A 19,869-nucleotide genomic window follows, 5' to 3' on the forward strand; every position below is an offset into this window, starting at 1 on the left:
CTGTTTTATCTTTTGATTTTTTCCATTTTCAATCGTTTTTCACTTTCCATTTCAACAGAATTCCGTCCTCAATTTTTTCAAAGGAAATGAGTTCCAGTTTTAACAAGTTGTTTTCTGAAAAACCGCTGCCGTCCGCAAATGTTGGCGCGTTTTTTCCGCCGATAATCATATTTCCGATAAAAATATTGATCTCATCAACAAGGCCGGCTGCTAACAATCCTTCGTTGAGCGTGGCGCCGCCTTCAACCATCAGTTTTTCAATGCCTTCTTTTTTAAGCAGCTTTGCCATTTCGGTCAAGTCAACCCGTCCGCTCCCCACCGGATCCGCAACAATGACTTTTGTGTCCGGATTTTTCAAAAGAGCGTTTACTTTTTCGGACGGCGCGGTTTTTGAAACCACAATGATTTTTTTTCCGGATCCTTTTTTGAAAATGTCCGCGTCAACCGGTGTTTTTGCCTGACTGTCCGCCACAATTCGAACCGGGTTTTCATCCTTTCCCGCAAGAGTCCGCTCTTTCCTTCGTTTCTCTGATTTAACGGTCAGGCTCGGATTGTCGGAAAGCATCGTTCCAATCCCGACCATAATCGCGTCCGACGACGCGCGGAGTGCGTCAACACGGTCAAAATCGGCTTTTCCCGAGATTTTGACTTGCTTTCGTTCTTTTGTGGAGAGTTTGCCGTCGGCAGACATTGCGGAATTGATCAAAATAAACGGAGAAGGAAGTGATTTCATAAGTCCTCAATCCAAAATTCGGTTGACTCAAAAGTTCGGAAATTAAAAAATGAAAGAAATGTAAAAAAAGAAATGGAAAATTAAAATCAATTATTCCACTTCAATCAACGGGAGCAGCAAATCACGGTCTCGAAGCATGCCTTGCAGTTTTCCGGTGGCGTCGATGATCGGAATTTGGTCAATTTTGTTCCGCTTCATTTTTTTGGCGCAGGAATCAACGCTTGCCAAACTGGTGGCGGTGATCATGTTTGAAATCATAATGTCTTTGGCTACTTTGTCGGCCGGAAGCCGCACACGGGAGACGCTGTAATAAATGCTCATGGTATCGCGCATGGATTCCCATGTCCAATTGTCGTCATCGTTTCCGGCGGACATGTCGGATTTTTCCACGCGGTCTTCAATGATGCTGGCGCCGACGACGTCGCGGTCGGAAATGATTCCGACCAGATTAAGTCCGGCGTCCACAATCGGGCAGGCTTTAACGTCTGACAAATCCATGAGCAGGGAGACAACCGGAAGCGGGGTTTCGCTCCAAAGAGCATAAACATTCGGGGACAAGTATTGTTGAATCGGCGTTTCGATGTTGAGGTCGGCAATCGTCCCGATGATGTCGGCCGTTGTGATCAATCCTTCCAGTTTTCCGCCGTCGCTCACAACCGGTAGGCGACGGATGTTTTTCTCGTAAAGGATGCGTGCGGCCTCTTTTAAACTTTCGCCGACGTGAATCGTAATCGGGTTCCGGGACATCAGAAGAGCCAATTGCTCTTCTTCCGGGTTTTTCAAAATATTTGTCCGGGAAACAATTCCAACAACTTTATTATCTTTTAAAACCGGAACTCCTGAGACCTTTTTGTCTTTTAAGATTGCCAGAACTTCATCCCGGGATCCGGGAAGGGTTGCCGAGGCCACGTTTTTGACCATCGCGTCTTCCACTTTTAAATTTTGAACCATTTTTACACCTTTGGTTGTTTCTTTGCCATCTTTATGACAATTGAGATTCAATAATTATCTATTCCTAAATATAAAAACAAATTTCATCAGAGAAATGAGTCGGATTGGATAAATATCTGTTGATGGTTTATTTTTCCAGCGGATTATAATAAATATCAACATTTCGTTTATCTTCTTTGTTCATTCTACACGTTTATTTATGTATTTATGCCTTAATTTGTTGATTTTATGATTTTCTATATATTTCTTGTAAAAATTATAATTTATTTAGATATATATAGACTATTGGTAAAATCTATAAATAGAATTTATTCCTTTTTTGGTTGAAGTTTGACAGATTCGTTTTGAATTTAAAGATTTATCTTTCGAAATCAAAATGAAAAATCAATGTCATTCAGCACTATATATTCTATATAGACTTGTTAGGATCTGTAAAATCTGAAAAAATTAGAATAATATAAGACGTCGATGAAAGAAAGTAAATGAAAGAAAATGAAAAAAATGAAAAATTAAAACGTCGCAGATTTTAGCAAAAAATAAAAAATAAAAAATTAATAAAAATTTAAGTCTTAAATTATTAATCTCAAAATATTCTTCAAAAATTTGAATTTTCAACTTTTCGAAGAAATCGGAGACTTCCTATTATGAATATGAAAAACTTATCCCGATTATTTATCCTTTCCTTATTAGTCGCCGCAACGGTCTTAGGTGCCGGTTGTCTGAGCGGCTCGTCCGATGAATCTGTTTTGATCAGCGGTTCAACCACCGTTCTTCCTTTGATCCAAGTCCTTTCGGAAAATTACATGGTTGACCACACCGACATGATTATTGTCAAAGGCGGCGGGTCCGGTTCCGGAATTGCCGAACTGATCGACAAAACCAACGATATCGCAATGTCTTCCCGAAAAATCAACGACAAAGAACTTGCAAATGCCCAATCCAACGGTATTGAACCGGTTGAAACCATTATCGCCATGGACGGCATTACCATTATTGTCAATCCCTCCAATCCGGTTAACTCTTTAACTTTGGATCAGCTTCAAAAAATCTACACCGGCGAAATCACCAACTGGAACCAAGTCGGTGGAAGCGATATGAAGATTGCGGCGATTGCTCGCGATTCCGCGTCCGGTACACAAGAGTATTTCAAAGAAGCGGTTTTGCACAACAATTCTTTCAGAAGTGATACGATTACACAATCCGCAACAGGCGCTGTCACCCAGGAAGTGTCTCAAAACGCAAACGCGATCGGATTCATCGGCGCTGCTTATCAGGATTCCCGTGTCAAAACACTCGGAATTAACGTCAACGGAACAGACGTTTATCCGACAGAGACCAACATTTTGACCGGCACCTACCCGCTTTCCCGCCCGCTTTACCTCTACACCACACAAACGCCATCGAATGCCACCACGAATTTCATCAATTATGTCATGAATCCGGACGGTCAGGCCGTTGTCAAAGAAGTCGGGTACGCACCTGTTAACACCAATTAAACAAAAATAAGATTAAATAATATTAAAATTTCATAATATGTCGGCAACCCCCGGATCATTTCATTGACGTCAAGTCGAAATAAAATCGAATAAAATTGAAATGAAATTGAAATAAAATCGAAATAAAATCGAAATCGTCAAAATTTAAGATCGACAACGATAATCGATCTTATTTTTTGAAATCCGGATCCGACTCCTATAAAATAAAATAAAATAAAATAAAATAAAATATTAAGATATTTCGTTATTCATTATTTCATTATTTCATTCTCCTCATCATTTAAATTTAAAAATATTGGAGGCGGACAGTCTTTGAATTCTTCTAAAAGTACAAAAAACGCTTTTCGATATTTTAAAGAAAATGCGATGAAAGTTGTTTTTTTAGCGGCCGGAATCGGTACCGTTTTACTTCTTTTTCTCATTTGTGTTTTCTTGTTTAAAGAAGCGTTTCATTTCTTCTCCGTTTACAGCATCTTGGATTTCCTGACCGGAACCGAGTGGAAACCGGCCAATTCTCCCGAACTTTTCGGTCTTTTGCCGCTTTTGGTCGGATCCGCTTTGGTGACGGTCGGCGCTATTGCGATTGCGCTTCCGGTCGGCATTTTGACAGCCGTCTACGTTGCCGAACTTGCGGGTCCCAAAACAGCGGGAATTATTAAGCCCGCGGTTGAACTTTTGGCGGGAATCCCATCTATTGTTCTCGGTTTTTTCGGTTTGGTTATTTTGGTGCCGTTGATTCAAAATTTGTTTTCATTAACAACCGGGCAAACGGCGCTCACCGGTTCAATTATTCTTTCTTTTATGGCGCTTCCGACGATCATTTCGATCTCTGAGGATGCGATCTCCGCCGTTCCCGATTCGTTGCGTCAGGGTTCATTTGCCCTTGGGTCCACGCATTGGCAGACGATTTATAAAGTCGTTTTGCCGGCTGCCATTTCGGGAATTTCCGCGTCCGTTATTCTGGGAATCGGGCGCGCTGTCGGGGAAACAATGGCTGTTCTGATGGTCACCGGAAACATGGCGATTATTCCGTGGCCGGATCCGTATTTGTCCTCCGTCCGGACGATGACGGCAACGATTGCCCTTGAAATGGGGGAAGTGGCGAAAGGAACCGAACATTATTATGCGCTTTTTGCAGTCGGCGTCGTTTTGTTTGTGATGACGTTCGTTATTAATTTAATCGCGGACGCCGTGAAACGGAAATACCGCTTTGAGGTGTGACTATGAGCGAAGAAGTTCAAACATCCAAAAATTCCGTTCGAAAACGAAATGATTTGTATCAAACTCTTGCGTTTACCGTGATGAAATTATCTGTCGCGTTGGTTCTTCTTATTTTGATTGCCGTTGTCGGAGACATTGTTTTAAACGGTTGGTCCGCGATTAATGTCACATTTCTCACGCAAATGCCGCAAAAAGGAATGACCGCCGGCGGTATTTTACCCTGCATCGTCGGAACCGTCGAGTTGGTGATTTTATCTTTGCTTTTTGCCGTTCCGGCCGGGATTCTTTCGGCTATTTATTTGACGGAATACGCACCGGACGGACGGGCAAAATGGGCGGTTGAACAGGCGGTCAACAATTTGGCAGGAACGCCGTCCATCGTTTTCGGACTTTTCGGAATGGCTCTTTTTATCAAATACATCGGTCTTCCGTCCTCTCTTTTGACCGCGTCATTGACGATGGGCGTTTTGATTTTGCCGGTCATCATCCGAACCACTCAGGAATCGCTCTTGTCGGTCCCTAAAGAGCTTCGTGACGCGTCGTATGCGCTTGGCATCACCAAATGGGAAACAATCCGCCGTGTTGTTTTGCCCTCGGCTTATTCCGGCATCATCACGGGAATCATTTTAAGCGTCGGCCGTGCGGCCGGCGAGACGGCGCCGATTCTGTTTACAGGTGCTGTTTATTACTATCCGAGACTTCCGGATAATGTATTTTCACCGTTTATGGCACTTTCTTACCATTTATACGTCATGGCAACGGAAAGCATGAATATTGAAATGACGCGGTCGATCCAGTACGGGACAGCGCTCATTCTTTTGTTGATTGTCTTGTCCATGAATTTGGTGGCGACCGGCATTCGACGGCATTATAAGAAAAAGCTCTCTTAAATGGTGAAAAGTTACAAATATGGATTATCTGAATGAAAAAGCATGAAATAATATAATACTACTAAGATATCATAATCAAATTATTCAATAGACGACTTATAAAGGGAGTAAAATGACAGGAAATATAATCGAAACAGGATCGGAAACCCCGATGGATTCTCCCGCGAAATACAGAGTTTATCCGTCCGCGGAAAATTTTGTCAAATTTGAGTCGCAAAAGAATCCGGTTTCTGTTCCTCCGAATTCAATCACGGTTTCGGATTTGAAATTGTGGTACGGTCCGGTTCAGGCTTTGAAAGGGATTACGCTCAATATTCCGAAAAATTGCGTTTACTCTTTTATCGGACCGTCCGGCTGCGGAAAATCAACTTTTCTTCGGACGATGAATCGTATGAACGATATGGTTCCGAATTGTAAAATCGAGGGCAAAGTTATGGTCGACGGCCATGACATTTATGAAAAGGGCGTCGATGTCGTCGATTTGAGAAAACGTGTCGGTATGGTTTTTCAAAAAGCCAATCCGTTCCCGATGTCGATTTATGACAATGTCGCTTACGGTCCTCGAATTCACGGGGTTCCCAAAAAAGAATTGGACGGTATTGTTGAAAACGCCCTCCGACGAGCGGCGCTTTGGGACGAAGTCAAGGACCGGTTGAAAACGTCGGCTCTTTCGCTTTCGGGCGGACAGCAGCAACGTCTTTGTATTGCGCGAACGCTTGCGGTAAGCCCGGAGATTATCCTTTTTGACGAGCCGTGCAGTGCGCTTGATCCGATTTCGACCGGCAAAATCGAAGAGTTGATGACGGAACTTAAGTCTGATTATACCATCGTTGTCGTGACGCATAACATGCAGCAGGCAGCACGGGTTTCGGATTATACCGCTTTTTTCCTTTCCGGCGAATTGATTGAAGCCGGCGAGACGATTGAAATTTTTGAAAACCCGAAGGATATCCGGACGGAAGAATACATCACCGGGAGGTTTGGTTAATGCTCCGGCAGCAATATAGTCAAGATTTGGACCGTATGAAAAAAATCCTCGCCCAAATGGGTGAAATCGCTTTTGATATGTTTGAAAAAAGCATGGACGCATTTTGGAATCAGGATGAAGAGCTTGCGAAAATTGTAACTGAAATGGACAATACGCCGGACCAGCTTGAAAAAACAATTGAGGTTGCCGCCATTCACTTAATTTCTCTTCAGCAGCCGCTGGCCAGAGATACCCGTGAAGTGGTTTGCGCCATCCGGATTGCGACCGATTTGGAGCGCGTCAGCGACCACGCGGTTGATATTTCCGAATACGCGCTTTATTCTCACAGAAATATAGTCAGCGATGACATGATGGAATCTTTGACCCGAATCCGAAAGAAAGCCGGCGACATGATTCTGGGAGCCATGAAAGCTTATGAAACCCGGGATATTGAGTTGGCTTACAAAATCGCTGAAATGGATGACGACATTGATGTTGTTTTTTGGAATATGCGGACCAGCATCATGAACGGAAATCCCTACGACATTCCGATTCAAGTTTTGATTTTGGCGGAACACATCGAAAGAATTGCCGATTACGCGACCAACATTTGCGAAGAAGTTGTGTATTTGGTGAAGTATGAGCATGTGAAGCTTAACTAAAAGAAAATTCCGTCGCTTCGCTCGGAATTTTCCAGGGGCGGGGGGAGTCCGAGTCTGTCGAGGTGCTCCCTTCGGTCGCAAGGCGGCTGCGCCGCGGAAATTTCGGGTTTGCCTTTTCCGATTGCAAATTCGAACTTTCCGATTCTGTTTTCTATTTTCTGTTTGCATCTTCTGTTTCTATTTTCTGTTTGCATCTTCTATTTCTGTTTTTTGTTTGCATCTTTTGTTTCTGTTTTCTGTTTGCATCTTCTGTTTCTTTTTTTTGTTTGCATCTTCTGTTTCTGTTTTTTATTTGCATCTTCTGTTCCGCGGTTTTAATTGCGGTGGTGTTTTGGTACGATTCATTCCGGTTTGGAATTATGTTCTACTTCACACTCATCGGCTTTGCCGATGAGTGAAGTAGAACAAGCACTGGAAATTGGAACCGGAAATTGGAACCGCTGCCCCACGCGCGCGTTATCGCAATCACTTTTGCCGAAATCGTCAAAACCGCCCACAGTCTTTATAAATCACCAAAATCGCCTCACAGTCTTTATAAATCACCAAAACCGTCCCGCCTTTTTTCATGACAACGTCAAAAAAATTGAATCGTAATCATTTAATTCTAAGAATGAATTCTTTTCACCATAAATTTAGGAAAATCGTTATGAGTGACATTTTAAGGCGCGGGCGTTTAAGCAAAAGCCCGGATGAGGAAATGCGGAATTATACGTCGTCGATGGCGGCGGACAAATGGATTTTCGAAGCGGACGTTTATGTCGATTTGGCGCACACGCTGATGCTTGAAAAACAAGGTATTATTTTAAAATCGGATGGCCGAAAAATCCTGTCGGGACTTCTTCAAATTCGGGAAGAGGGAATGGAAAAGCTTGATTTCAGTTATGAAGATATTCACATTTCGTTGGAATCACGGCTTATTGACATCATCGGCGCCGAGGCCGGCGGACGCATGCATTCCGGGCGGTCTCGAAACGATGAAGTGGCGACTTGCATCCGTTTTGCGCTTCGCGGGGAACTTTTGTCCTTGTTGGACGATTTGGTGGCGCTTCAACATGTTTTAGTTTCTCTTTCCCGGAAACATTTGACCACCGTCATGCCCGGATTTACGCATCTTCAGCATGCGCAACCGACGACGTTTGCACATCATATGATGGCGCACGCCGACGCGCTTGAGCGCGATATCGAACGTGTTATTTCGGCTTATTCCCGCGTCAACTTATGCCCGCTTGGGGCGGCGGCTTTTGCGTCCACCGGTTTTAATTTGGACCGGGAAATGACAGCCAAATCTCTCGGATTTTCAAAACCGATGACCAACTCTATGGACGCTGTCAGCAGCCGCGACTTTTTAATTGAATGCGCGGCCGTTTTTTCAAACATCATGATCAACCTCAGCCGGATGGCTGAAGAACTCATCATTTGGTCCGGGCAAGAATTTAATTTTGTGGAACTTGACGACACGTATGCGTCAACGTCGTCCATTATGCCGCAAAAGAAAAACCCGGATACGGCCGAACTTATGCGCGGCAAATCCGGAACCGTTATCGGCGCGCTGTCGGCGCTTTTGGTGACCGCAAAGGGATTGCCGCTCAGCTACAACCGTGATTTGCAGGAAGCAACGCCGAATATTATTCGAAGCTCATCGGTCACATCCGCATCCGTTCGAATGATGGCGGGCATGCTGTCCACATTAACCGTTCGCGCCGATGTCATGCAAAGGCAGGCGCCGGCCGGGTTTACGAGCGCAACCGAGCTTGCAGATACCATGGTTCGGGAAGCGAAAATTCCGTTTAGAACGGCGCATCAAATTGTCGGAACACTCAGCCGGGGAACGTCAATTGAACCGACGCTGGAAGAAATCGACGCCGTGTCCGTGACTGTGATTGGCGAAAAATTATCGGCGCGCGGCCTTACTCAAAAAGCCGTGAAAGATGCCTTAGACCCGATGGAAAACGTCAAAAGAAGGGCTGTTCTCGGCGGGCCGGCTCCGGAACAAATGAAAAAATCAATTTCGGAAAAAGAAAAGAGGATCAATGCTCTTGAATCTCAAATCTCCGGATTGAACGCCGCGGTTGAAAACGCGCTTAATGGATTGGTGTCAGACGTTCAAAAAGAAATTCAGTGAACAACGGTCACTTGCCAAATTAATAGGTATGAATCAGAATCAATTATAATTCTTGTAAATCAATAACGGATCCAATATTTCTTCTGAAATTTTGGATTTGTCATTTTATTTATTTGGATTTATCATTAAAATTGATTATTAAAAAACATAATATATCGGTTTGAAATCATTTTCTTTATTGATTCGTTCACTTTTTATTAGATTTATCTTTTACATTTGTTGGTTATTTCAAATCAAAAACCGGAGAATTCTAAATGTCGTACAAGATTGGAGATTTTGTGAGAATCGAAAAGGATGGCGCTTTTTTTGAAGGTCATGTGATTCAGGGGGATCCCGGATACATCACGATTAAAATGACCGGCGGCGGTTATATTTCCGGATTTTTACAAGACGCCGTCGGCATTGAAGTTTTGGAATCTCCCGAAGTTCCGCCGGTTTTTCTCGTCCGCCCGTGTGCGGAAAATGCGCCCGCTTTTTCCAAAAGCAAATCCGGAATCAAAATTTCCATTCTCTCGACCGGCGGCACCATTGCCTGTTATTTCAACCCGGAAACCGGAAGCGTTGTCCCATCGTTTTCCGCCGCTGACATTTTATCGGAAGTTCCGGAACTGGACGGTTTTGCGGACTTTTCCGCACGTGAAGTCTTTAGTTTGCTTTCCGAAAACATGGGTCCCGAACACTGGATCAAGCTGGCCGAAGCCATTTATGAAGAAATTCAAAACGGCGCCGACGGCATTATCGTGACGCATGGAACCGATACAATGGCTTACTCGGCCGCAGCGATCTCTTACATGATTGAAACGCCGGTCCCGATTGTTTTTACCGGCGCTCAGAGAAGTCCCGACCGCCCAAGCAGCGACAATCACATGAATTTGGTGTGCGCCGCCAAAATCGCAAGAAGCGATATTGCCGAAGTCACCCTTGTGATGCACGGCAGCCTGTCGGATGATTTCTGTTATGTTCATCGCGCCGTCAAAGCAAAAAAAATGCATACAAGCCGCCGCGACACGTTCAAATCTATCAATATGCTGCCGATTGCGCTCATCGATTATAAATCGGATCGCTTTGAGTTGTTGTCCGATTACGTCGATTACCAAAAGCGCGGCGAAAAAAAGCTTTCCTTCTCTCCGAAACTAGAAAAACGGTGCGCCATCGTCAAGTTCGTTCCGGGTGCAAGTCCCGACATTTTTGATTACTATTTGGAAAACGGTTACAAAGGAATTATTTTGGAAGGTGTCGGACTCGGTCACGTGTCTGACGATTGGATTCCGCTGATTCAAAAAGCCACCGTTATGAAAATTCCGGTCGTCATCACGTCGCAGTGTGTTTTCGGCGCAACGGCTTGCGATACGTACGAAACCGGTCAGAATATGAAAAAGGCGGGCGCGGTTGAAGCGATTGATCAGACGACAGACGCGGTTTTTGTGAAACTGATGTGGCTTTTGGGCCAAGGTTACGATTATGAAACCGTGAAAAAGAAGATTGTTGAAGATTACCGCGGGGAAATCTCGTCGATGATTATTGATTAAAACAAGGCCATTGATTGTTTTAATCTTTTATTTTCATTTTTAGGGGTTATATCATGAATTCTTTTTTTCAACAAGTCTACGATCTGGTGGCGCAGATTCCTTCCGGAAAAGTCGTTTCCTACGGACAAGTTGCGCAAATGCTGGGGCATTCCCGCGCGGCGCGCCAAGTGGGTTGGGCGATGCGGTGCTGTCCTGAGAATTTGCCGTGGCAGCGTGTCGTTATGGCGGACGGTTCCATTGCAGGCGGCGACTTTGCGGATATGCGCCGCTTCCTCTTGCAAAACGAAAACGTCACGTTTTTGCCGGACGGCCGCGTCGATATGGCAGCATGCCGCTGGTCCGGCGACAGTGGCGCAGACATCGAATAATAATGTCGTGTAGTTTTTTTATTTCTTTTGAGCCAGCTTTTTTCCTATTTCAAAGGCGGCAGCGCAATCTTTCGGGAATTGTTCCGCTTTCACTTTTGCTTTGTGAGATTCATCAAATCGGGCGGCGGCATATTTGGAATAGTCGTTGAATTGGTAGGTGTCGTAAACGGCCAAAATCTCGGCGCGGCCGGCGAAGGCGCGTTCGAATATTTTGGTGTTGGCTTCAAAAACGCCGGTGTAAATTTGAGCGGCGTCTTTGGGCATGTTCATTGTAAAAAAGAAGGCCGATTGAAGCTTTTTAGAGGACGGGTTGAGATTTTCATAACTGAGGTTTGGGAAAATTAACCGTTCCATAAACGAACGCATTTCGCCGGTGACGTCCCATATGTAAATCGGCGACCCGAGCAAAAGAACGTCGGCGTCCCTTATTTTTTCAAGAATCGGCGTCAAATCGTCTTTCATAGCGCAGTGTCCCGGATTTTTATCATCTTTTCGTTTGCAAGCAAAACAGCTGGTACAGCCTTTGTAGTTGAGGTCGTACAAATGAATGGTTTCAACGGTTGCGCCGGCGGATGCGGCGCCGTCGAGGGCGTGCTTTAGAATTGTGGCTGTGTTATGATTTTTCCGCGGACTGGCGTTAATTGCGATCGCATGCATTTTAATTTCTCCACCTGACAATTTAAAAAATAACAACAAAAAATGAATATAAATATAAAATCATAAAAGAATAAAAATAAACCTATCATTTCTTTTGTTTTATTTAAACCTTCACAGCCGGCGAAAACAAAAGTTTCGCCACGGCAAAACCGAGGATGACGCCTGCAAAACTGAGCGCCAAATTTAGAAAAATGTTCAATATCGCCAAAACATATTTTTCGTTTTCGACCAAATTGACGGTTTCGAGGCTGAACGCCGAGAACGTGGAAAGACCGCCGAGAAATCCTGTGGTTAAAAAGAGTTTGACGGATGGGGAAAGAGCTTGCGTTTGCTGCTCCGCGCCAATAATAAGTCCGATCAAAAAGCCGGCGGTAACGTTTGAAATCAATGTTCCGAGCGGAACAGGAACGCCGAAATCTTTGGACATTTGGGTGATGAGATAGCGTGCGCACGCCCCCAAAAACCCGCCGATTCCGACGCATAACAGTTCCGCAATCATGAGAACAGATTGGTTTTTTTCTATTTAACGGATTTGATGTTCATTGATTTGATTTGTGTTGATTTTCATTCGTTTTTAATAGCTTCATCATTTTCATCAACCAACATAACCGGTATGAAGTCACCTTCTGTCTCATTAAATCGTTCGATTAAAAGTTCTTTCATCTTTTTTGTAACAATCCGAAACCTTTGTGACCCGTAAAATTCGTCTCCGAAATGTTCAAAAGTTTGATTTGGGTCACAAACTTCAGTCATTACATTCGATTTATAATAAAATTTGTTGTTTTCAACCAATATTGTTAAGGGAAATTTTTTCATCTTTATAATTGTCGGTGGGGAGAGTGGTGGCATGATGTGTTCGCAAACCAGCTGAATGTATTTGTCATCTCCCGGATTTTGACTTTTCCGTCCATTCCTATAAACATTAACCGGTCGTGTTGAAAAACCGTTGTCCAAGTTTCAAAAGCATTTGGAAGCCGGCGACGTCACGGAAAAAGAAAAAGATTTGTTTTATTTCGTCGTGTCGACTTACGGAACGAATGAATTTTCCACAAAGCAGCTTGAAAAAGATTACCGGGATGTAGCTTATGCGACCGTTCGGACATTTGTGTTGAAGTTTGAAGGATTTGGTTTGTTAAAGTCACAGAAATATGGGAATCGGGTGAAATATAAAGTGAAATGAATCATCTCAAAATCATCTCATATAACTTAATTATATTTGAAGAAGGTTGAGGAGGAAATAGAAAAATGAAACACCTTGAAAATAATGATTTATTAGCGAACCTTGATAAAGTTCACACAACGGAATTAGGCTTGGAGCGGATCCGAAAAAATTTAGACTTAGATGTCGAAGATGTTGTTGCCTGGTGCAAACAAAAAATCGAAAACGCAACTGATATCTCTAAAAAAGGTAAAAACTGGTATGTATGCGTTGATACTTTTAAGGTCACCGTTAACGCTAAAAGCTATACAATCATCACAGCACAAATTGAAATGAGTAACCGATAAGATTAATGCTTCCCGTACTCTTTTCTCAGCTGATGAATATGTTCATGAGATTCAGAATGAGAATGCAGATGAATATGTCCTTTTCCGCTTTCAATTTGATTTAATATTTCATCCACCGCTTCTTCAAAATTCAGCGGCAATTTCTCGCAATCAAATCCGATGCAGGAAAGCAGTTGGAACAGTTTAAACACTTCCGGCGCTTCCAAATTATTTTCTTGAAGCAACCGGATATTTGAAAAAATTTCCCGCGGCGTTCCGGTTTCAATAATTCTTTCGTTCAGAACAATCACCCGGTCCGCCAGTTCCGACAACAAATTAACGTCATGTGTCGCCACAATCGTGGTAACACCTTCTTTGTTCAATTTGTCAATGATGGCAAGAACATCCCGTTTGCTTTTCGGATCGAGATTGGCAGTCGGCTCGTCCAAAACCAAAATTTTAGGGCGAAGTGCGATGATGGACGCCAAAACCACTTTTTTCTTTTGCCCGAAACTGAGGTGATGCGGCACCCGATCCAAAAGGTCTTCAATTCCGGTCATCGCCACCGCTTCTTCCACCCGCTTTTTTGTTTCCTCTTCCGAAAGCCCTAAATTGAGGGGTCCGAAAGCGACATCATCAAAAACAGTCGGCATGAACAGTTGGTTGTCCGGGTCGGCAAACATAATTCCGATTTCTTTCACACGGTCAGCATTTTTGTAGTCGGAAATATCTTTTCCCGCAACACGGATATGTCCTTTGCTTTTGAATGTGTCATTCAGGTGAAGGAAGAGCGTGGTTTTTCCGGCGCCGTTTGGGCCCACAATCGCGACCTTTTCGCCCGGGAAAACGTCAAAAGAAATGTCGTCAAGAGCTGTTTTTTTGTTCGGATAAACGTACGTCAAATGCGACAAAGAAAGAATCGGATCTTTTTCGATTTGTTTTTCCAATAGTTTGTCTGATTCCATTTCCGTCACCTTTTCTTTTCAGTTTATTACTTTTGTTATTTTTTGTTTTATTTATTATTCTTGTTAAATACCGGCGTTGCTTAAATATGATACGATTGCCGGAATTTGAATCCCAACCGCAATGATAATTCCCATGACAACAATTACGTAATCTTTTGCATGCATTTGATTTTTGGTGATAATCGCCGGCTTTCCGGTATATCCCTTGGAGACCATCGATTGATAAACAGCGTCAGCACGCTCAAATCCGTTGATGAACAACATAGCGATGGTGTTTGCAGCCGCTGTGAGCGAGCGCATGGAAATTTTCGGCGTAAAACCTTTGGACGCCATCGAATTTTTCATGCTCTCCATCTCTTTGGAGAACACGAAAATGTAGCGGTAGGAAAACATTAAAATTTGGAGAATAAAAATGGGAACTTTTAAGTCATACAAGACTTTGACAATCAAATCGAATTTCGTTGTTCCAAGGAGGATTGTTATCAGCAGAAGAGCCGCTGTCGCCCGAACCAAAATGAGGACGGCTTCCGAAATTCCCGCGCTTGTGATGTTAAAAATCCAAACGGATCCGACAATATCTCCGCCATCCGCGCCGCCAACGCTGAACAAAAGGGCAACCGCAAAAATAAAAACGAACAAAAGTGGTGCTGCCATTCTTTTCAAGACATATGAAACCGGCAATTTGGATAAAATCCAAATCAAAACCGAAAGCAACAAAACAAATGATGCCATCTCCATCGATTTGACGAACGACACCGAAAAGATGAGCAGCAAAAAAACGATGACTTTCGTCATCGGATTCATACGCTGAATCGGCGCGTCGATTGCGGAATAAGTCTCAGACGGCAGTTTCATTTTGTCACAACAAATATTCATTTATTTCTTCTGATTCGTTTTTCTCGACATGACATACATCAAAATGCCGGCAATCCCGACAATGTAACCGAGTCCCGCAAAGACGTTAAACCAGGAAATGCCGTGGTCGCCGGCGGCACCCATTGACCCTTCCGCCAAATCAATCCGCCGCTCGGCGGCATGTTCGCCGGAAACGACTTTAACGCGGTAAATGTTCACGCCCGGTTTAATATCAAAAACAGCCGTTCCGTTCTCATCCGTTTTTCCCGTCATGTAAAGAGATTCGGATTCAGTACCGTTGATAACGGAAATCGCGTAAACTTGGTAGTCGCAGTTCGCCATCGGTTCATTTCCCTGGTACCAAGCTTGGATTTTGACGCCGTTTGGCTCAAGGCTCATGTATGTTCCGTGGGCGGCAGCCGGTACAGCCAGCATCGTCAGCGCAAGGCTGAGAAGAACAAGCAAAGAGGCGGTTTTTTGAATTTTCATATTTAATCTCCTGTCCCTGTTTTTGATTTTTGAGTTTATTTTGTTTTCTGTTTCCAAAAAGTTCGCTGCGCGAACGGCTCCCTTCAGTCACTTAAAGCCTGTGGGCGATAATATTGACGAAACAAGCAAACCACCCCGTAAATTCTAACGCAAGAATTCCTTCGCTCCGCTTCGGAATTTTTCCAGCAATGGAATTGAAAAGGCAATTTAAACGAACCAAGCAAACCATCCCGCAAAATCAGACGCTTTGCGTCTGTATTTTGCGGATTACTATTATTAGGAAGGTACAGTTAGTCGGATTGAAATAAATTTATTGTTTTACAGTTTGCACCTGCTGTTTTCTGTTTTACAGCTTGCACCTATTGTTTTCCATTTTTCAGCTTGCATCTGCTGTTTTCTATTTTGCAGTTTGCACCTATTGTTTTCTATTTTGCAGTTTACATCTGCTGTTTTCTGTTTTACGGTTTGCATCTGCTGCTTCCCATATTATTATCCTTCATCGGAATCCGAATAAACAGACGCAAAATGCGTCTGTTTATTCGGGAGGGTTTGCTTGGCAGTTTTTAAATAATGTAGTAATTTATCAGATAAAGTTTCAAGCCGTTTGTTTCTTTTTTTCCGGCAACATTTCCGGTTTCACTTTTGCAATAAACGGCACAATCAACCCACTGATAATTCCTTCCACAATCATAAGCGGGAGGTTCATGATAATCAGAAGGGCAAACGTCAGCAGCCATGGGGAATCTGCCAGCGCGGCCATGACGCTTTCCAGTAACGAAAATTGGGACGCGAACGCTTGAACGCTGTCAATGCTGCCGAATGTAATTCCGCCGAGGATGAAAACGACGCCCAAAATAAGCGTTGAAATCAAAATCGCAAAGACGCTGGCAGCGGCGCCGGATATGGCAAAATTCGTCTTTTTGGAAAGCGCGACAAAAACCAAGTATCCTAACAGCGCGGGAAATCCCATCACAAACGTATTGACGCCAAGAACCGTGAGGCCGCCGTTTCCAAGAAGGAGCGCTTGAAGAAGGAGACCGATAAAAATGCAAACGAATGCAAACGGTCCCAAAAGAATGCCGACAAGGCCGGCCAATACCAAATGGAGCGACGTTGGCGGCAGCGGAATCCGAAACATGCAGGCAACAAAAAAGGCGGCGGTCATCACGGCAATTTGAGGAATCTTTTGATTCATATCTTCCGTGCTTTTCTTTCCCCACCAAAGACTTCCGGCCAACAATATAATTGTTAAAACCCAGCCGGCCAAAAGAAGCCAAGCCGGGAGAACACCTTCTGAAATATGCATTTGAAAACTCCGATTTATTTTTCTTATGAGAGTCCAAACAACGTCACTCTATTTAATGGTTGTTACGAATCTTCAAATTTGTAGCAACAAAAATTCAAGCTGAATTATATTTCAAATGATTCGTTCATTCGTCAGATGTCATTTACCTTTCCAAGCCAACAGAAGTGCCGAGTTGATAATCACCAAAACGGAGCCGGCGTTGTGAATCAAGGCGCCGCCGATCGGTCCTAAAAGACCCAACATCGCCAAAATAACGGCGGCAAAATTGATGACGATCGAAAGCGCGATGTTGAAGTCAATTTTGTTCATCGTCTTTTTGGACAGCTTGAGCAAATACGGAATGGCGCCGATGTCGTCTCCGACCAAAACAATATCCGCCGCTTCGATGGCAATATCGCTTCCGATGCCGCCCATCGCAATGCCGACATCTGCCGTTTTCAACGCAGGCGCGTCATTGATTCCGTCGCCGACCATCGCGATTTTCTCGCCGGCGGCTTGCAAACGTTTGATGGTTTCCGACTTGTTTTCCGGCAATAATTCAAAATGACAATGATATTCTTCAATTCCGGCCGCTGCCGAAACTGTTAACGCGGCTTCCCGATGGTCTCCCGTCAACAAGAAAATTTTAACGCCTGATTCTTTAATTTCATCAAACGTTTCCTTAATTTTGTCCCGAACCGTATCGGAGAGAGCTATCATTCCCACTAAAACACCGCTTGCCGCCACAAAAATAACCGTTGCGCCCCTTTCTTTGTATTTTCTTGATTTTTCAACCGAATCATCCATTTTGATTTGGCAATTTTTTAAATGGTTTTCGTTCCCGGCCAAAACTGTTTCGCCGCCGATTTCCACCGCAACACCGCAACCCTGATGCATAATAAATTTTTCCGGTCGCGGATGGTCTGAAATACCTGTTCTTGACGCATGCCGGACCACGGATTTTCCAAGCGGATGTTCCGAATTGCATTCGGCAATGGCGGCGCGCGTCACCACGTCTGCAACCGTCCAATCCTTCCTGAGACTTTCAACCGCAATCACTTCCGGTTTTCCGTATGTCAGAGTTCCGGTTTTGTCAAAAGCAACGGCAGTCACTTTTGATAACCGTTCCAAGGCGTCCCCCGTCCGAACTAAAATTCCCTTTTTGGTGGCATTACCGATGCCGGCCATAATGGCAGTCGGCGTTGCCAGAACCAAAGCACACGGACAAAAAACAACCAAGATGGTCACGGCGCGAATAATTTCGCCGGTTACGATTCCTGTAAAAACGGATGTCAAAAGCGCGGCGATGACAATCCAAGTCGCCCATTTGTCCGCTTGGCGGACGATCGGCGCTTTTTCGGCGTCGGCTTCTTTGACCAGCCGGATCATTCTTTGAATGGAACTGTCTTCGCCGACTTTGGACGCCGTCATGTCAAAGGCGCCGAACAAATTCACCGTCCCGCTAAAAACGTCGTCTCCGATTGTTTTTTCAACCGGCAGGCTTTCTCCCGTCATCACGGATTGGTCCACGGAAGTTTGTCCGGATAAAACGGTTCCGTCCACCGGAATTGTTTCTCCCGGAAAAACGCGCAACACATCGCCCTTTGAAACGTTTTTGGCGTCCGTTATTTTTTCCCCCTCCTGTGTGACGATTCGGGCGGTTTCCGGATTCATTTTGACAAGTTTTTCGATTCCTTCCTGCGCTTTATGATATGTTCTCTCTTCCAAATAAGCACCGATTGTCATGATCAGCGCAATTTCCGCCGCCGCGAAATATTCGCCGATGAGAATGGAGGCAATGAGCGCCAAAGAAACCAAAACATCAGCTTTAATGTCAAATTCCGTAACAAGTCCGACGACAGCGCCGACAACAATCGGAACGCCGCACAAAATGATCGCTATCCATGACAAATCAAACAAAACGTACGGGTCTGCCCATCCGAAAAAGCTGATGATTAAAGCAATGGCTGAGATAATCATTGACATGACGACAAACAAGTCGCTTTCAAGGAAATCTTTTATTTTTTCAAGAACGGTATTCATTTTTCTGTCCTTCTTTTTTCAAGTGTTATCTTCTAAGATAATATTTGTTTTATACTCTATACGCCTTAGGGGTATATTTCAAAAACCAATATTTTTCATTTGTATATAATGGTTTCCGTAACACGTCAAAACATATTTGTGTGAAGCCTCACCCCTATTCGAAATGGGTATTTTTGAATGAAAGAGTCGTGTACGCATTAAACCGGCGTGTTTTGAAACTTCAAAGATCGGCCGTGTCATTTTTAAAAAATAGGGTTATGCCGACGTCCAATTTTTCAAATTTTGTCCTTCATTTTTGAATTTTAAACAAAAATGATTGCCATAACGCGCGCGTCGACGCCGGCGAAAAATAAACAAAAAAAGAGAAAAATAAACAAAAAAAGAGAAAAAAGCTATAGAGGATAAAAAGAAAATTTGATTAAACCATCCGTGAAAATTGTTCCACCGCTTTTGTCAAATCTTCGATAGTTTGGTCAGCGTCGCCGTGTTCGATTCCATCTTTAACGCAGTGTTGCAGGTGTCCTTCTAAGACCATTTGGCCGACTTTATGAAGAGCGGCTTTTGCGGCGGCGATTTGAATTAAAATGTCTTCGCACGGCACATCTCTTTCCACCATATCGGAAATGCCGCGAATTTGTCCTTCAATCCGGCTTAACCGGGCTTTTGCTTTCGGAATGTCAACGCACTGTCTCATCAATTTCCCTCTCATTTTCTTGATCAGATAATAGAAACAAATATCACCTTATTCTTATAAAAAGTGTCTCAATTCTTCAAGCAAATCTTTTATATACTATCCGAATTATTTCTACATCTTGTAAGTGTGCTATATATTGTCATGGCAGAACTTAGCACGGAATGTTCCATCATCCTATTTAATATATAATGCCGGCACTTACACATAATTTTAAACAACAATATGAATAAAATCAAAAAATCACATAAAGAAAGGAGTAAAGTTGTCAAATGTTTCTTGGAATTGTTGATCCCCTCGTTTGGAGCGCTTATCTATTGTCTATTTTTGCGGCCGTCTGGTGCATCTATTATGGAATCCGGCACTGGAACGACGACAGTTAAATTGTATTTGGTATCGTTTATCGCAATTTCATGATCATTTAAGGACTGTTATTTATGTTGGATTCATCTTCACTCAC

The 19,869-nt window shown here is 43.6% G+C and carries 23 protein-coding genes; 11 read left to right on the top strand and 12 right to left on the bottom strand.

Annotation, left to right across the window (positions count from 1 at the left end; genetic code table 11):
* Nucleotides 1–28: 28 nt before the first annotated feature.
* A complete protein-coding gene (locus tag MsAc7_RS00590) occupies nt 29–733 on the bottom strand; it encodes a 2,5-diamino-6-(ribosylamino)-4(3H)-pyrimidinone 5'-phosphate reductase (RefSeq protein ID WP_338102675.1) in 705 nt (234 codons plus the stop codon).
* A gap of 90 nt (nt 734–823) precedes the next feature.
* On the bottom strand, nt 824–1,684 hold the full coding sequence (locus tag MsAc7_RS00595) for a CBS domain-containing protein (protein ID WP_338102676.1): 861 nt from the start codon (nt 1,682–1,684) through the stop codon (nt 824–826).
* 644 nt (nt 1,685–2,328) lie between these two features.
* Between MsAc7_RS00595 and MsAc7_RS00600 the strand changes: the two genes are divergently transcribed.
* From MsAc7_RS00600 to MsAc7_RS00635, 8 genes are all read left to right on the top strand, one after another.
* A complete protein-coding gene (locus MsAc7_RS00600; protein WP_338102677.1) occupies nt 2,329–3,180 on the top strand; it encodes a PstS family phosphate ABC transporter substrate-binding protein in 852 nt (283 codons plus the stop codon).
* 312 nt (nt 3,181–3,492) lie between these two features.
* Entirely contained in the window at nt 3,493–4,401 is a 909-nt protein-coding gene (pstC, locus tag MsAc7_RS00605; protein ID WP_476738681.1) for a phosphate ABC transporter permease subunit PstC, read from the top strand.
* A 2-nt stretch (nt 4,402–4,403) separates the two neighbouring features.
* Nucleotides 4,404–5,291, top strand: a complete 888-nt coding sequence (pstA, locus tag MsAc7_RS00610; RefSeq protein ID WP_338102678.1) for a phosphate ABC transporter permease PstA — start codon at nt 4,404–4,406, stop codon at nt 5,289–5,291.
* A gap of 112 nt (nt 5,292–5,403) precedes the next feature.
* A complete protein-coding gene (gene pstB / locus MsAc7_RS00615; RefSeq protein ID WP_338102679.1) occupies nt 5,404–6,279 on the top strand; it encodes a phosphate ABC transporter ATP-binding protein PstB in 876 nt (291 codons plus the stop codon).
* A complete protein-coding gene (gene phoU / locus MsAc7_RS00620) occupies nt 6,279–6,920 on the top strand; it encodes a phosphate signaling complex protein PhoU (protein ID WP_338102680.1) in 642 nt (213 codons plus the stop codon). The genes pstB and phoU overlap by 1 nt, the downstream gene beginning before the upstream one ends.
* Nucleotides 6,921–7,566: 646 nt before the next feature.
* The gene (gene argH, locus MsAc7_RS00625) at nt 7,567–9,042 is read left to right on the top strand and encodes an argininosuccinate lyase (protein WP_338102681.1); all 1,476 of its coding nucleotides are present in this window, start codon (nt 7,567–7,569) and stop codon (nt 9,040–9,042) included.
* Nucleotides 9,043–9,296: 254 nt separating this feature from the next.
* Nucleotides 9,297–10,571, top strand: a complete 1,275-nt coding sequence (gene gatD, locus MsAc7_RS00630; RefSeq protein WP_338102682.1) for a Glu-tRNA(Gln) amidotransferase subunit GatD — start codon at nt 9,297–9,299, stop codon at nt 10,569–10,571.
* Nucleotides 10,572–10,624: 53 nt separating this feature from the next.
* The gene (locus MsAc7_RS00635; protein ID WP_338102683.1) at nt 10,625–10,939 is read left to right on the top strand and encodes an MGMT family protein; all 315 of its coding nucleotides are present in this window, start codon (nt 10,625–10,627) and stop codon (nt 10,937–10,939) included.
* A gap of 18 nt (nt 10,940–10,957) precedes the next feature.
* Here MsAc7_RS00635 and MsAc7_RS00640 read toward each other — a convergent pair whose 3' ends face one another.
* The 3 genes from MsAc7_RS00640 to MsAc7_RS00650 form a co-directional block, all read right to left on the bottom strand.
* On the bottom strand, nt 10,958–11,596 hold the full coding sequence (locus tag MsAc7_RS00640; RefSeq protein WP_338102684.1) for a flavodoxin family protein: 639 nt from the start codon (nt 11,594–11,596) through the stop codon (nt 10,958–10,960).
* A gap of 103 nt (nt 11,597–11,699) precedes the next feature.
* Complete coding sequence (gene crcB / locus MsAc7_RS00645) at nt 11,700–12,095, bottom strand: fluoride efflux transporter CrcB (RefSeq protein ID WP_338102685.1); 396 nt, start codon at nt 12,093–12,095, stop codon at nt 11,700–11,702.
* A gap of 65 nt (nt 12,096–12,160) precedes the next feature.
* Nucleotides 12,161–12,445, bottom strand: coding sequence for a hypothetical protein (locus MsAc7_RS00650; RefSeq protein ID WP_338102686.1), 285 nt, complete (start codon nt 12,443–12,445; stop codon nt 12,161–12,163).
* A 97-nt stretch (nt 12,446–12,542) separates the two neighbouring features.
* Here MsAc7_RS00650 and MsAc7_RS00655 point away from each other — a divergent pair, with 97 nt between their 5' ends.
* Together MsAc7_RS00655 and MsAc7_RS00660 are read left to right on the top strand one after the other, a co-directional pair.
* A complete protein-coding gene (locus MsAc7_RS00655) occupies nt 12,543–12,776 on the top strand; it encodes a hypothetical protein (protein ID WP_338102687.1) in 234 nt (77 codons plus the stop codon).
* A 65-nt stretch (nt 12,777–12,841) separates the two neighbouring features.
* Entirely contained in the window at nt 12,842–13,102 is a 261-nt protein-coding gene (locus MsAc7_RS00660) for a DUF3781 domain-containing protein (RefSeq protein ID WP_338102688.1), read from the top strand.
* Between the two features lie 2 nt (nt 13,103–13,104).
* Here the strand turns inward: MsAc7_RS00660 and MsAc7_RS00665 are convergent, their stop codons facing one another.
* From MsAc7_RS00665 to MsAc7_RS00695, 7 genes are all read right to left on the bottom strand, one after another.
* On the bottom strand, nt 13,105–14,046 hold the full coding sequence (locus MsAc7_RS00665; RefSeq protein WP_338102689.1) for an energy-coupling factor ABC transporter ATP-binding protein: 942 nt from the start codon (nt 14,044–14,046) through the stop codon (nt 13,105–13,107).
* A 63-nt stretch (nt 14,047–14,109) separates the two neighbouring features.
* Entirely contained in the window at nt 14,110–14,922 is an 813-nt protein-coding gene (cbiQ, locus tag MsAc7_RS00670; RefSeq protein WP_338102690.1) for a cobalt ECF transporter T component CbiQ, read from the bottom strand.
* Nucleotides 14,923–15,390: a hypothetical protein gene (locus tag MsAc7_RS00675; RefSeq protein WP_338102691.1), complete on the bottom strand. Its 468-nt coding sequence runs from the start codon at nt 15,388–15,390 to the stop codon at nt 14,923–14,925.
* 318 nt (nt 15,391–15,708) lie between these two features.
* Nucleotides 15,709–15,861 (bottom strand): hypothetical protein, encoded by a 153-nt coding sequence (locus tag MsAc7_RS00680; protein WP_338102692.1) that lies wholly within the window; start codon nt 15,859–15,861, stop codon nt 15,709–15,711.
* Between the two features lie 124 nt (nt 15,862–15,985).
* Nucleotides 15,986–16,696 carry an energy-coupling factor ABC transporter permease gene (locus MsAc7_RS00685; RefSeq protein WP_338102693.1) on the bottom strand — a complete coding sequence of 237 codons (711 nt, stop codon included), beginning with the start codon at nt 16,694–16,696 and terminating at the stop codon, nt 15,986–15,988.
* 138 nt (nt 16,697–16,834) lie between these two features.
* The gene (locus MsAc7_RS00690) at nt 16,835–18,718 is read right to left on the bottom strand and encodes a heavy metal translocating P-type ATPase (RefSeq protein ID WP_338102694.1); all 1,884 of its coding nucleotides are present in this window, start codon (nt 18,716–18,718) and stop codon (nt 16,835–16,837) included.
* 418 nt (nt 18,719–19,136) lie between these two features.
* The gene (locus MsAc7_RS00695; protein ID WP_338102695.1) at nt 19,137–19,412 is read right to left on the bottom strand and encodes a metal-sensing transcriptional repressor; all 276 of its coding nucleotides are present in this window, start codon (nt 19,410–19,412) and stop codon (nt 19,137–19,139) included.
* Nucleotides 19,413–19,681: 269 nt separating this feature from the next.
* Here MsAc7_RS00695 and MsAc7_RS00700 point away from each other — a divergent pair, with 269 nt between their 5' ends.
* On the top strand, nt 19,682–19,792 hold the full coding sequence (locus MsAc7_RS00700; protein ID WP_338102696.1) for a symporter small accessory protein: 111 nt from the start codon (nt 19,682–19,684) through the stop codon (nt 19,790–19,792).
* The last annotated feature ends 77 nt before the right edge of the window (nt 19,793–19,869 follow it).

It is taken from the genome of Methanolapillus millepedarum (assembly GCF_032594115.1).
In the GTDB taxonomy this organism is placed as follows: domain Archaea; phylum Halobacteriota; class Methanosarcinia; order Methanosarcinales; family Methanosarcinaceae; genus Methanolapillus; species Methanolapillus millepedarum.